This is a genomic window from Myxacorys chilensis, from assembly GCF_059505265.1.
The window spans coordinates 111,039-124,960 of record NZ_JCACKG010000094.1 but is presented as its reverse complement, the minus strand read 5'-3'; the positions used below and the strand labels follow the sequence as shown (position 1 = coordinate 124,960).

General features: G+C 48.8%; 10 protein-coding genes. 4 read left to right on the top strand and 6 right to left on the bottom strand.

Annotated elements, in window-relative coordinates; translation table 11 throughout:
- Positions 1-237 precede the first annotated feature (237 nt).
- Positions 238-1,119 carry a DUF2267 domain-containing protein gene (locus tag AC5JLB_RS06565; protein ID WP_495873044.1) on the bottom strand — a complete coding sequence of 294 codons (882 nt, stop codon included), beginning with the start codon at positions 1,117-1,119 and terminating at the stop codon, positions 238-240.
- Positions 1,120-1,428: 309 nt separating this feature from the next.
- Here AC5JLB_RS06565 and AC5JLB_RS06560 point away from each other — a divergent pair, with 309 nt between their 5' ends.
- The gene (locus tag AC5JLB_RS06560; protein WP_495873043.1) at positions 1,429-1,887 is read left to right on the top strand and encodes a YbjN domain-containing protein; all 459 of its coding nucleotides are present in this window, start codon (positions 1,429-1,431) and stop codon (positions 1,885-1,887) included.
- A gap of 103 nt (positions 1,888-1,990) precedes the next feature.
- Here AC5JLB_RS06560 and AC5JLB_RS06555 read toward each other — a convergent pair whose 3' ends face one another.
- Positions 1,991-2,452 carry an orange carotenoid protein N-terminal domain-containing protein gene (locus AC5JLB_RS06555; RefSeq protein WP_495873042.1) on the bottom strand — a complete coding sequence of 154 codons (462 nt, stop codon included), beginning with the start codon at positions 2,450-2,452 and terminating at the stop codon, positions 1,991-1,993.
- A 240-nt stretch (positions 2,453-2,692) separates the two neighbouring features.
- Here AC5JLB_RS06555 and AC5JLB_RS06550 point away from each other — a divergent pair, with 240 nt between their 5' ends.
- A complete protein-coding gene (locus AC5JLB_RS06550; protein ID WP_495873041.1) occupies positions 2,693-3,457 on the top strand; it encodes a lipoate--protein ligase family protein in 765 nt (254 codons plus the stop codon).
- A gap of 73 nt (positions 3,458-3,530) precedes the next feature.
- Complete coding sequence (locus tag AC5JLB_RS06545; protein ID WP_495873040.1) at positions 3,531-5,534, top strand: amylo-alpha-1,6-glucosidase; 2,004 nt, start codon at positions 3,531-3,533, stop codon at positions 5,532-5,534.
- Between the two features lie 170 nt (positions 5,535-5,704).
- Here AC5JLB_RS06545 and AC5JLB_RS06540 read toward each other — a convergent pair whose 3' ends face one another.
- The 3 genes from AC5JLB_RS06540 to AC5JLB_RS06530 form a co-directional block, all read right to left on the bottom strand.
- The gene (locus tag AC5JLB_RS06540; RefSeq protein ID WP_495873039.1) at positions 5,705-6,751 is read right to left on the bottom strand and encodes a DnaJ C-terminal domain-containing protein; all 1,047 of its coding nucleotides are present in this window, start codon (positions 6,749-6,751) and stop codon (positions 5,705-5,707) included.
- A 319-nt stretch (positions 6,752-7,070) separates the two neighbouring features.
- Complete coding sequence (locus AC5JLB_RS06535) at positions 7,071-7,259, bottom strand: hypothetical protein (RefSeq protein WP_495873038.1); 189 nt, start codon at positions 7,257-7,259, stop codon at positions 7,071-7,073.
- Between the two features lie 32 nt (positions 7,260-7,291).
- The gene (locus AC5JLB_RS06530) at positions 7,292-7,915 is read right to left on the bottom strand and encodes a hypothetical protein (protein WP_495873037.1); all 624 of its coding nucleotides are present in this window, start codon (positions 7,913-7,915) and stop codon (positions 7,292-7,294) included.
- A gap of 553 nt (positions 7,916-8,468) precedes the next feature.
- Here AC5JLB_RS06530 and trxA point away from each other — a divergent pair.
- Positions 8,469-8,786, top strand: a complete 318-nt coding sequence (trxA, locus tag AC5JLB_RS06525; RefSeq protein WP_495873036.1) for a thioredoxin — start codon at positions 8,469-8,471, stop codon at positions 8,784-8,786.
- A 77-nt stretch (positions 8,787-8,863) separates the two neighbouring features.
- On the opposite strand, the gene AC5JLB_RS06520 is transcribed toward trxA, so the two are convergent.
- Positions 8,864-13,912: a translocation/assembly module TamB domain-containing protein gene (locus tag AC5JLB_RS06520; RefSeq protein WP_495873035.1), complete on the bottom strand. Its 5,049-nt coding sequence runs from the start codon at positions 13,910-13,912 to the stop codon at positions 8,864-8,866.
- Positions 13,913-13,922 lie beyond the last annotated feature (10 nt).

Genomic DNA, 13,922 nt, shown 5'->3' with positions numbered 1-13,922 from the left:
AACTGCGATCTCATCACCTCCAACAGCACTGATGCGCAGAGCGCAATGCAAGAACCGCTCCCCAATCTGCTCAATTCAGGGATGGGGCAATCTGGTGTAACCCCTACTGCTCTTTAAACTGGCAACAAATTCTAGAGCAGACGAGATGAATGGCTCTACTCATCTGCTACATCTGCTAAAAAAATCCGTTGCCAATGGAACTTACAAACTGAGACTTACAAACGGTCTGCACCCGCTTTACGCGGTTTCCCAAATGTGCCGAATTTCATCGGGAAGAAAGCCTGCAATTTCCTGAACTCGCTCTTGAGAAAGTTCCTCTTTGGTGGCTGAGAACACCGCCGCCACTACTTCCTCTGGAGGAATAGCGCGAGATAATCCTCCTTCTTGACGAACCCGGAACAGGAACGTATCTGCCTTGATTTTCAACGGCGGACGCACGCGGCTTAGGAAGTGAACAATTGGATTGGTGTCTTCCCACAAATCGGAAACTTCAGTCGCCAGCGGAGTGGCTGTGTAAAGCGTCTTATCGTCGGTGCCTTCCTCGATCGGCACGTGTAATTCTTCAGAAACCTTGTCTACGGCCTCGTTCGTCATCATGTCACGCATCGTGCGGAACACGACCTCGGTCAGGTCTCTTGCATCATACAAGTCAGAGAGTTCCGCCTTGATCTTGATTTTCTCTAAGAACGGCGTATCTTTCGTTGGGATTGGGGTCGCCTCGCCCTTCTTCTTCATTAGTGCTTTTGGCGGATTGGCAATCATATCTGCCAGCATCTCCCGCCCCCTCTCAGTCAATTCTGCTTTTTTAAACTCAATCAAATGGGGCAACGGGCCATCGGGCGCACCATAGGTATTCGCAATTCGGAATCCAGACCGTTCGGCATTGACCACATCGGGCACGTCATCTTGGTTAGCGTAGGCGTTCCCCGAGAATTCAGCATTAATATATTGACGCTGATTTAAGAAATCTAGATGTCCCAAAAACTGGGCTGGTGTCAGTTCAATGCTCGCAAAGTCACCTTCAGTAAATTTGACTGGATCAGCTCCAGGACCGCGATCGCTCTCGTCGATGCGCTTCAGCATGATGTACACGACATCATCACGAATGGAAATCGGCATACAAATCTCCTATAGAGTGTCTTTTAGTTGAGTCAATAGCTTTGCTAGCCCATGACTCTCAAAAACTATTGCGCACTGCCTCTATTAGCCTCATCTATCAGGGGGATCATTCCACTCAAAGGAAATTCTGTCAGCAGTCAGATTTATATTTTGCGATGTCAAAAATATAAATTTTGAATTCAAACTCTCCATTCTTTGCTACAAAGATGAAGAGAAGTGGGCTGAGCTGTCACCGCTAAAAGAAGCGCTACCGTAAATCTCAGTCCCCGCTCAGTCCCCACTGTAGACAACATATAAACAAGCGTACTTATGGTGAACTATCAATCTGATCCAGACATGACCGAATCATCATCAAGCGAATTGAACGTCATTGAGGTGATCGAAACTGTGATCGATAGCCTCGATCAGAGCGATAGCGCCATGGTGAACCAAACCGAGGGCGGACACCTCTGGAAGTTTAAATACGGCAGCGTTGAGGTGTTTGTTCAACTTACAGGCGAGACGGATGAAGACACGTTCACCGTTTGGTCTACGGTATTGGCTCTGCCTGCTCAGAACGAACCGCAGTTAATGAAAAAACTGCTAGAGATGAACTGGATGAGTACTTTTGAAGCGTGTTTTGGGATCTTTAACGATCAAATTGTTGTGCTGTCGAGTCGAACCGTTGCAGAACTATCGCCGGGTGAAGTTTCGCGCTTGATTACCGTCGTCGCAACGATCGCAGATGACAATGATGAATTACTGCAATCTGAATTTGGTATGAAATAGCACAAAGGCGGGGTTGTTCGGTGTCATATACAGACAACTGAACAACCCCGCCCTACGCTCATCTAATGATCTTGATCTAATGATCTATTAAATCATTACTCTATTATCCTGCTGGAGCACCCATTTCCATGACGGCGCTTCTCATGAAGTTGATCCGTTGCTCAAACGACAGCTTAGCAATAGCTTCCGTAAACTTGTTGGTTTCGCTGGGCAACTGGTAGTCAGAAGGCACTTGGATGATTGAGCCATCTTCCATTCCTTGTCCTAACAGCAGCCAAACTTCTAGTCTGCCACTCGAACTGAGGGAAGTATATTCACGTCCCCATTCGCTGCTTGCACCACTAAGAATGTCTTGCTGCGCTTGCAACTGTTGCTCTTTAGGGAGTTCACGAATGCGATCGCAGTAGGCGTGAGCCGCGACATCAGCGCTGTGAGCAGGGTCAGGAGATAGATCATCTTTGATATCTAAATAACCGAACCACAGCAATGCGAGTTGCGTATCGACATCGTATTGACGAAATTGCTCCAACGCTTGGGTTGTGTCTTGATCGGTTGCGTAAGTCATAGAGTCCTCCAAAAATCAATTAAAACTCTCAGTGATTAGTAACTCTGAAAGGTTCAATCGTTGTTTTTATTTTCTTTACATACCTTAATGACTGCATCTCAATCATTAACCTAGAAAAAGGTAGAGACACTACATCAAGCGTAAGATAGACGTATTCGTGGATAGCTGTTCAGAGTAAGGGTTCTAGCCGTCTCTACCAAAAGAATGAGTATTTTATTAAACGTGGACAAATAGCGAAAGATGGAAACGTGGCGGCTAATTCCTCTGATGCAAGCGTCGGGACAAGTGCAGATGGCGATCGATAGTTGGCTCTTAGAGCAACATCGATTGGGTCAACATCCACCCACCCTCCGGTTTTACACTTGGTCGCCTGTTACCCTGTCGCTGGGCTATCATCAGCGTCAATATCCAGCGTTCTGGAATCATTTATGGCAAGACTCAAGCATTGCCCTGGTTCGACGCCCCAGTGGAGGACGGGCGGTGCTGCATCAAGGCGACCTCACCTATGCGATCGTCACTTCTGGACTGTCCGGTAGCCGATTGCAAGCCTACCAAACGATTTCTAAATTTCTGATTCGAGGCTGGCATACGCTTGGTGTTGATCTCCACTATGGGCAGGCGGGACGCGATTATCGGCGCAACCCCAACTGCTTTGGAACAGCAACCGTCGCGGATCTAGTAACTTCGGACGGGGCAAAACTGATTGGCAGCGCCCAACTGCGAAAAGAATCGGCCATTTTGCAGCACGGCTCAATGCGCCTAGAACCGGATGCCCAGCTTTTCCAGCAGGTGTTTGAGGAAGAGATTACGCCATTGAATTTAGTGGATCTAGCCATAACAGGTGATGTGCTGGTTAACACAGTTATGGATGCTTTAATTGCTAGCGCGATCGCACAGTTTCAAATCGACCTCGTGGAGCAACCGTTGACCCCATCCGAATGGAATCAAATTGAGGAATCAACTTTCTCGTGGCGAAATCAGGCTATATTCAGCAACGCCAACTAGAATTTCAAAGGGCGACTGGTAGTTCTGGCGAACGGCGTTAATACTCGATGGATGCAGTACGGGAGCGAATGGGATGGTGATCGATTTTGGGCGCGAAATTTGCGGTGCATTAGAAACGGCGGAAACGCGAGAATGGTTAGTCACAAATGGAATTGGAGGATTTGCATCAGGGACGATCGCAGGTCTGCTGAACCGTCGCTACCACGGATTATTAATTGCCGCCCTCAAGCCACCTCTGCAACGCACCCTGCTGTTAGCCAAGCTAGAAGACTCAGTGCGCTATGGGGAAGATAGTTATCCGTTAACTACCAACCGTTGGTCTGATGGAACGGTTAGACCTGAAGGCTATCAGCATATTGAGCGATTTTATTTAACAGGAACGATTCCGGTTTGGCGCTATGCTTGCGGCGACGCGCTGCTCGAAAAGCGCATTTGGATGCAGCAAGGGGAAAACACAACGTATGTTCAGTATCATTTACATCGTTCAACGCAGCCGCTAACGCTGACGTTGAAAACCATGATCAATTATCGTGATTACCACGGTGATACATCAGCTAATGACTGGCAAATGGATGTTGAATCTGTGCCGCATGGTGTTCGCGTATCTGCTTTTCCTCAAGCTGTACCATTTTATCTGCTGTGTGGTGGCAATATTTCGCTATTCCACGATTGGTATTACGGGTTTGACCTAGCCGCAGAACGATCGCGGGGACTGCGCGATCGCGAGGATCATCTTCATGTTGCAACCTTTCAAGCTACGCTAGAACCCGGTCAATCGTTGACCTTGGTTGCGAGTACAGAGGCAACTCCAAATTTAGAGGGAGAGAGCGCCCTGCGATCTCAGCAAGTGTACGAACAGCGCTTGCACGATCGCTGGAAAATTGACTTACAGGGACGGCTGCAAAGCCCTCGCCTCAAACAAATTGAAAGTAGTCCTCCCTGGATTCGTCATCTCATTTCGGCAGCAGATCAGTTCATTGTGAATCGCCCTCAGCCTAACAATCCTAACGGTAAGACAATCATTGCGGGCTATCCCTGGTTCAGTGACTGGGGACGAGATACGATGATTAGTCTACCTGGGCTAACGCTGGCAACAGGACGCACCGAAATTGCGCGATCGATTATTCAAACCTTTGCTCAGTCTGTGGATCAAGGCATGTTGCCCAATCGCTTCCCCGATGCTGGAGAACTGCCCGACTACAATACCGCTGATGCCACCCTTTGGTATTTCGTTGCAATTTATCATTACTACATCGCTACTGACGACCAAGATCTGATCGAAGCGTTGTTTCCTGTGTTGGCAGATATTATTGATTGGCATTGTCGCGGCACTCGTTTTGGTATTCATCTTGACGCAGCAGATGGGTTACTATATGCCGGAAAACCAGGTACGCAACTGACGTGGATGGATGCCAAAGTCGGCGATTGGGTGGTAACGCCGCGTATTGGTAAACCAATTGAGGTGAATGCGCTGTGGTACAATGCGCTCCGCATTTTGGCGAAGTTTGCCCGTCAAATTGGCAAACCTCATCGCGAGTATGATGCGATGGCAGAGCGAACATTAGTACGATTTTCGCGCTTTTGGAATGAGTCGGTCGGCTACTGCTATGACCTGCTCGATAGCCCAGATGGGGATGATGCCGCGTTACGTCCGAATCAAATTTTTGCGGTGTCGTTGCCGGAAAGTCCGCTGTCTGCGCCTCAGCAAAAAGCCGTTGTAGATGCCTGTTCGCGATCGCTGCTAACCTCTTACGGGCTGCGATCGCTAGACCCGAAACATCCCAATTACAAAGGGCAATATGGCGGTGATCCGGTGCAGCGTGATGGAGCTTACCATCAGGGCACAGTCTGGGGCTGGTTGATTGGGCCGTATGCGATCGCGCACTATCGCGTGTATGACGATGCAATCAAAGCGCGTGAATTTTTAGAACCGATGGCAAATCATCTGTCATCTCATGGTTTGGGAAGCTTGAGTGAGATTTTTGATGGCGACGCGCCAATGATTCCGAATGGATGTTTTGCTCAAGCGTGGACGGTGGCTGAAGTGTTGCGGGCTTGGTTTGAGATCGGCAATTAATCCTGACTAATAAGGGCATAGCAGTGCCGTGCCCCTACACAAATCGGTCACATTAATTTAGGAAATTGACATAAGATCAGCGTGTGTATCACGGCTCTCAATGCGACGGTGTTAAGGGCAACGGTGTTAAGGGCAACGGTGTTAAAGATAGAGACACGGTATTGATTCGATTAGAGCTTCACGGACTTGATATGGCTGCGCGGATCGTAGCTGCGATGCGTGCGAATGGTTTCATAGGCTTCGCGCTCGATCGCGGTTAACTCTTTTGGAGGTGCGATCGTAATTTTCACCATTTGATCGCTGCGCTCTCCTTTAAGATTACGCCAGCCTTTCCCTCGCAGGCGTAACGATTGCCCTGAGCGAATTCCAGCAGGCACATTGACCTTGACGTTACCATCGGGTGTTGGCACATCGATTTGAGTTCCTAACACGGCTTCATCCGGTGCGATCGGGACTTCACACACCAAGTTGTCGCCATCAAACTGAAAGAATGCATGAGGAATCAGTTCAACGGTGAGGTAGAGATCTCCGCGTTGGCTTGTGTAGTGCGGGCTAAAGCGTCCTTTACCACGAACTCGAATTCGATTGCCGGCCTTGGTACCCGACGGAATGCGAACCGTGATGTTGTCTTCACTGCCAATTTGCAGTCGTTTCTCAACGCCGTTAAACGCTTCAGAAAATGTGAGCTTGATCGAGGCTTCGGTGTCAAGACTTGTGCCTGCTGGGGCGCGATTGGCTCTGCCAAAATCTGAGGGATCGCTGCGTGTCCCTCCATCAAATCCAGCACCGCCCGGAGTCCGAAATCCACCACCGAAGGGATCGGCAGTCCGTCCGTAGCCGCCTGCCGATTTACCGAGCAAATCGTTGATAAAATCCTCGAAGCTACCGTAGCGTCCAAACTCAAACTCATCAAATCCTGCCGAGCCTCCGGTGTTGAATGGCGATCGCCCGCCGGAGGGACGCCCTGCGCCTGCTTGTTCAGCTTGACGCCAGTATTGTCCAAACTGATCGTATTTCTTCCGCTTGTCGGGATCAGAGAGGACTTCGTTGGCTTCGTTGATTTCTTTAAAGCGAGCTTCTGCGACCTTATCCCCTGGATTGACGTCAGGGTGATACTGCCGCGCCAGTTTCCGAAATGCCTTTTTGATTTCATCGGCACTGGCGGTTTTACTCACACCCAGAAGGGAATAGTAATCTTTGAAATTGGTTGCAGCCACTCGCTCATCCCCTCGCAAAATTAGTCATTTTTTAAAGTCACGCACTCTAAGTTTAGAAGCTAATTTAGAATGCTCAACCTGATTGCTTCTCTAGGCTATCAAAATGTCTCTGTGACTAGGGTAGGTTAGATAGCGAAAATACCGTAATTTCGGGTGGTGTTGATAACCCATCACTCGACGATACTATTCGTCTGCTTATGTCGCGTTTCCTGTAGAGTTGCGTTTGCGCTAATCGCTCAATTTAGTCAAGCCTAAAATCACCAATCCTAAAACTAACCCATAACGACCCGCTTCACCTGCCGCTAGTAACCTCTCAGACTTAACGAAGAGGCTGTGCCTTTGGGGCAAACCGAACGTGATGAAACGCTGCTCTCTGTGGCTGTAGCGCGTTCTCAACCGTCACCGTATCTCCATCGAACACTGCTAAAACGTCAATAAAATCAATCCCATGCTTGCGGAGATTGACAAGGCGCTTATCTTTCAACTCAGCACCAATGATCGCCGTCAATCTGCTGCACTAACCTTAAGTTGGCTGCCTCCTTAACTACCTCCAACCAATATCTCCTCATTTTTCTCGTCTGCTGAAAGATATAATCCTCTCCACCGCTCTAAGTGGTTAAGGCACCATCCTTCCCAACCTTCGTCTCTTGCGAACAGCGTTGCGGGATTGATCTGTCGAAAAATGCTGGCTCCTCCACTCACTAGCTCACGGGATATCAGCCCCAATGATTCCTTTGCTGGCAATAGAGTTGGGGCGAGAGTTTGATCTCCGAATATGAGCCTTTTAACAATCCTATCAGCATTCGCAATCTGTCTTCTCGATAACTCATGCACTAAACGTTTCTCAATCTCAACAGATGAGCTTTCTAATAATGCACTTCTATCTTCAATCCCCGGATAGGCTTGACGAGTCTGCCTCAACTCAGACCGAAACTCAGCAATTGCCTGACTTGCTTCTAGTTCAGATCCAAATGTCTCGTGATGTCTTTCGATAACATCTGCAAGGATTTCATCAATCTCGTACTCAATTTCAAAAACGCGAAAGATGCCACAACCATGAGGGAAAAGAGAAACCATGAGGACGCTGAGTGCCTTTTCACGCTGAAGCCGTGCGTACAGCGTACTGTTAGGAGGAATTGCGCTATAGAGTATGGAAATGCTCATAATAGGATCGCTCGATTGCTTCGACAACTTTTCAGTATTCCGAATGGTAGCCTAGATAATTCAGTACACAGATACTCAGCATCTTTTCCAATCTTCGATCGCACGTCTCATCCTTACGATCGCTCTCCTCTACAAAGTTCGCCCTTCGCTTGTCGAGATCCAAATGCGGCTATCTCAATCTCACCATTCTGTATCAAGCTTTGCATTGACCCAACTCGATTTTCTCAATCTCACATCGAGTTTGCACAAAACCTTCCTTGATACAGCTTCGCGGTATCGAGTTCACGCAAAAATTTTCTCGATACAGCTTGGTGATATTGAGTTCGCGATACTCTTTCTCGATACAGCATCTCGGTACTTGATAACACGTTCACACGTCACAACCGCAAGCTAAAACTCCCCTTTACCGTTAATTAAGTTGAAGAACGGCTCAGTTTTCTTGATACTGCAATCATTTTTCAGCGGTCGCAGTAACAAATCTCCATCTTTCAAACAAGCCGAATTGCAGAACACGCGCTAGTGTTGGAGAGTACGTCATTTAAGGGTCGGACAAATGGCAACAAAGCAGCAATTTAATAGCTTCCAGGAGCTAATCGCCAGTTCGGACATGCCAATTCTGGTAGACTTTTATGCTCCGTGGTGCGGTCCCTGTCAAATGATGGCAGGCTTTTTAGACCAAGCCAACGAGCAGTTGAAAGACAAAATTAAAGTTGTCAAGATCAACGTCGATAACTATCCTGATTTAGCCTCTCAGTACCAGATTTTTGCGTTGCCTACTTTAGTCTTATTCAAAAAAGGGCAACCTGCTCATCGGATTGAAGGCGTCATCCGACCTCAACAGCTAGTCGAACGGATACAAACACATCTATAAGGTGGTTGTAATTCGCAATTCAGTCAGAATCGAACCCAAATCCTAGCGATCGCTACGATTGATTGCGAATTACCTCCTTAAAACCGAGTCTCATATTCAAAAATGGCCCGACTGTCGCCAGAAAAATCGGTTGAACCTCGAAAAAGCAGACCATCGTTGATGCGATAGCGAATTCCAAACTGGGTGGGTTGATCGGACGTGAGAATGCGAAGCGCCGACGCCGACAGACGACCTGTGATATCAACGCCGACCTCTGCGGCTAAACCAAGAGTCGATTCGCGACGACGATCGCTGCGCTGGAGAGTTGGAAAGAGTCGAAATTCGCTCAGCCCGATCGCGTTACCAATAAAGCCTTGAATGTTGGTTAGTAGCGCAGAACCCGCAAGATTCGCAATGCCCAACGTACTATCGCCGCGACCAAGAGTATTGACAAAGCCACCGCCAATCAAGCCAATGATCTCGCCACGGCTTCGACCGGGACTGCTCGTAAGGTCTAAGTTTTCAAATAGTTGACTCGCCCGCCCGGTCGCTTTTGCTTGAATTCGCACCGTTTGCAGTGATCCTAAGCCAGTGGCTAACAGCGAATCATCTCTAACTTCAGAAGAAATATTAGTGGTGGAAATGCGGTTTCGCGTCACTTCGGGAACGGACGCAATGAGGCGGACATCGAGTGTAGGATCCAGCCCCTGCGATCGCGTGAACGTTGCTGTCTGCGGATAGCCCCGCGCCAACACAAATTGGGTTGTAAATAGATTGACCTGTCCGGCTTTCAGTGCAATTGTCCCTTCGGGTTCAGGATTGCTAAGCGTGCCGTTGACGAATAGGTTTCCTCGCGCCAAAAAATTGATGATGGGAGGACTGACAACGCGGACGCGATCGCCTAACACCAGCTTGAGATTGTTAAATTCTAACGGCTGTTGTAATGAGGCTCCGCTTGCTCCATCGCCGCTTGCTTCATCAGGAGAGGAGCCGCCTGCGGTGAGAGAGGCAGTATTGTCGGGAATTAAAACCTGTCCATCCGTCAACCGGACTTCCCCGCTCAATTGAGGCGCAAAGGCAGTCCCTCCTACGGAAACATTACCGTTAACTGCGCCTCGATAAAGTCCTTTAAGGTTAATTGCCAAGCGATCCAGCGAAACCCCTAAGAGATTGGCAGCGTCAGGATCAGACGAATCTAATGTGCCAAATATGGGAAGCACACCTTGAGCCGATACTTCACCCTGGCTATACTGTCCCTTGAGCGATTGAACCCGGATGCGATCGCGATCAAATTGAATCGAACCCGTCACGCCAGTTAATGGATCGGGTAATGCTTGAGCCGCGATGGTGGCATTGCTAAAGGTAGCGGTTCCAGTTGCCACAGGTTGAAGCAAACGACCCGTGACTTGCAGTTGAACTGCGCCCTGTCCGCCTTGCCATGCGACTTGCGGTGTCAACAGATTGAGAAACGCTAACCCTTCATTCTTGACATCAAGTTTGAGATCGATTTGATCGCTTTCGGGAAACGTTGTTGCAAACGGTAAACGATAGGGAATGCTACCCTCAATTTGTATGGGTTCCGGCCCTGCAATGGCAATAGTACTGCTCACACTTAAGCGAGCATTTGTGTAGTTGAAATTGCCCGTGGCAGATTGAATTTGAGTTCCATTGAGAAAGCCATCCGTGAGGTTTACTTCTCCTAGAGCAAAGGGATTATCGCGCCGTCCTTGAATAAACGCAGAAGCATTGAGCTTACCGCTAATGCCTAAGGGCAAAGGATAAATTCGATTAATCTCATCAACGGGCAGATTTGCGATCGTCAATTGTCCTGACTGCTGTTCGCCGCCAAACTGTCCGCGCAGCGTGATGGCTGCTTCACCTGACCGCAGTTGCAAGGGCGATAAGTTGACGACACCATTTTCTAACGTGCCTTTTGCGATCGCTTGTTCAGCCGTGAAAATGCGGTTTGGATCGCGTTGCACTTGCCCGTTTACTACGTCAGCAAAAGACGGGTAGGGACGCCACTCAATGTTTTTTCCACTCAGATCAAACTCCGCCTGGACTCCCGATTGCAACGAGGCAGAAAAATCAATCGTGCCGTTAAATTCGCCGCGAACGTCGGCCAGTTCTGGAATGGTCTGTTCTTGGCGAACCGTTGCCCGTTGTCTGAGCAACGCGATAATTTCCGAAAACCGTTTGATCTGGTCGTCTAGCGATCGTTCTGGTGTTCCTACAGCAGCGGTTTTCAAGTCGGCAGCACTGCCATAGGTCGGCGATTGCATCCCACGAGACAGATCGCTAATTTGAGAGATTTGTAACGTTTGCAGAATGTCTTCGAGTCTGCCCTGAGAGACCACAACCTGTCCATCAAATCGGGGTTGCGATCGCAGATCTAGATTTCCTGACAACGCATATTGGCTGTTGTCTCTTCTGACGATGGTTTCATCAAACTGAAACACATTGTTGCGATTGACAAAGCGAGTGCTAATTCGCTCTCCTCTAAACGTTCCGAGGCGAGGATTGTCTACGGCTAACGCTCCATTCACCACACGCAGTCGATCTAAATCAATGTTGAAATTTCCTGAGAGCTGTCCACCAAAACCGCCCAAAGCCGCCGTATTAACTCCTGGAAGAATAAATCCATTCAGTTCTAGTTGTCGAACGTTAACCGCAAACAAATTATTTGCCGTCGCTCTGCCGATGACCGTTGCGCCACCCCGCTGCACATCGAGCGAAATCGGTCGATACGCCGGATTCAGCGCTAGCGCAATGCGATCCGGAGCTTCGCGGAGCGAATCGCGAGTGCCTGCTACCTGGACGTTAAATCCTCCAGTTGAATTCAGTTGTAAATTGCCGCGCAAGATCGGATCAAAAGCAATCCCATTTAGCGATAGTCCCCGCACCGTTGTACTTCCCACCACTCTAGGAGCCGCAGGCGTTCCGGTCAGGCGTCCAGTCAGGTCAACGACTCCGCTCAGTTGGGTGACAGGGGGACGAGGAATCGGGAGATTCGCGAGAGCATAGCCTGTAGTACGGATGTTGAGATCGAGCGCGGTGATATCAAGACGTGGCTCGAGGCGGGTAAAGAGCGTGCCGTTAGCGCTAAATCCGGGAGCTGTGGCTTGCTGAACATTAATGTTGCGACCATTCCAGGCGATTTGAGCCGCGATCGGGTCAGTGATCAGCGAAATGCCTTCAGACAGTTGCACTCGTCCATTAGCGCGAATATTTGAGGGACTGAAAGAATTCACAGTTCCGGTCACGTTCAGATTTCCGGTTAACTGACCGCGCAAGTCTGGAGAAAATTGTTTTAGCCCAATTCCTGCGATTTGCGTATCGGCTTTCCACTGTCCTCGAATGGCACTGATCTTAGCGTTGATGTTGCCAATGCCTTCAGTGAGTCTAGCTTGTCCATTAATTTGAATATCAGCTAGGTTAAATGAACTCAATTGCCCTGATAACTTAAAGTTGCCGCTTACCCGCCCTGCTACAGATCGAACAAACTGAGCCGCTCGAATACCCGATGCTCCAACCGTTGCTTCCCAGCGCTGTCCAACGGTTTGTCCGGTTGCGATTACGGTTCCGCCTGCCACTTGCAAAACGGTGTTGCGCAGCGTTGCGTTTCCGTTCGCGATCGCAACTTCTCCAGTGCCCGGATAGGTTGCTTCGGGGGCTTGCCACTGCGCGATTGTTTGCACATTATCTAACGTGCCGCTAATTCGCGCTTGAGTGTTGACACGACCGACGGTAATTGCAGGAGCCGCATTATAGAGTTTTGCAATTTGATCTCCCGGTAATTTCTCACCCCGGACGCTGAACGCGATTGTTCGAGACGTGCCCAGATTCAGAGCACCATCTCCACTGATCTGTCCGCCTACCGTAGGCGTTGCTCGCAGGTTAGAAATGGCGAGATTCTGAGTTCGGGTATTGAGTCGAAAGTCTGCGATCGCTTGACTCAAGGTGAACCTATCCATTTTGGTGAGTTTTGCAGTGCGAACATTGCCGGACACAATTGGTTGATCGATCGCTCCAGTCAATTTTACGTCTGCATTGACTACTCCAGAGGTCGCCACCGGAAGCTGAACCTTAAAGGTGTTTACGAAATCTGCGATCGCTAAGTTTCTGACGGTCGCGGCGAGATCAAATCCTTTTTGAGTATCTATCTTTCCATTAGCAATGAATGGAATTTTTCCTAACGTTCCTGTTGTTTTCTCTAAAGTAATTACTGTATCGTTAACTTGTAGATTTCCTGTTGCCCTGGTCAATGTTTGTGGCAATTGAGGAACTTGTAGCGCTACATCTTTAAACTCAGCCGTGCCTTTTACAACAGAGCGAACATTTGGACGGAGAATAACGTCGAAGTTTCCGTTTCCTCGCCCTTGCGTTAGATCAATCGGCAACTTCACTAATCGATCGATCTCTGCGACTAAAAAGTTTTGTCCTCTAACGTTGAAATTAAAATTTGCGCCCTTATTATTGAGCAGTTCACCCTTGAGATTAAAATTACCGCCTGTGGTCGATTGTCCGGCTAAGTCAAACGCGATTCGGCGGCTGCGATCGAAGATGTCGGCGTCACCGTTTATGCGGTTTAGATTGACAGAAACTCTCTTTTTCCCCAGTTTTGGAAACGGGGCTAATTCCAGCGTGGCATCTTCAAATCGAAGTGATTTCAGTTCTGTGGTGACAGTTCCAGTGTCCGTTTGGGCAGAAATTTGTGTTCTGATCCACGCTCCGTCTTTATCTTGATCCAGATAAAGATTTGGTTTACTTAGCGTGACATCTAGATCTAATTTACGGGTCAACATCACTTGCCATAAATTAAACCCAACCTTGACTGACTCAATCGCCGCGCGATCGCGATCGGTCGCTGTTGCTGGAATGTCGCTTTTGCCAAATCGCAGACTTGCCAGCGAAACGCCCTCGATCTTACCTAACCGAACCGGACGATCGAGCGATTTACTCAGACTCTCTTCGACTAACGGCGCAAGTTTCTGAGTGATAAAAAACCACCCGTAGATCATACCCCCTACGATCGCAAGCAATCCAACGAGGACAAGCGGAACGCCGACGCGGCTGAGCAACACGAGCCACAAGCGTTTACTAGAGGGGGTTCGGGGATTATTTTGAGGTTCGGGCGATGGAGTCATCTACACGAGG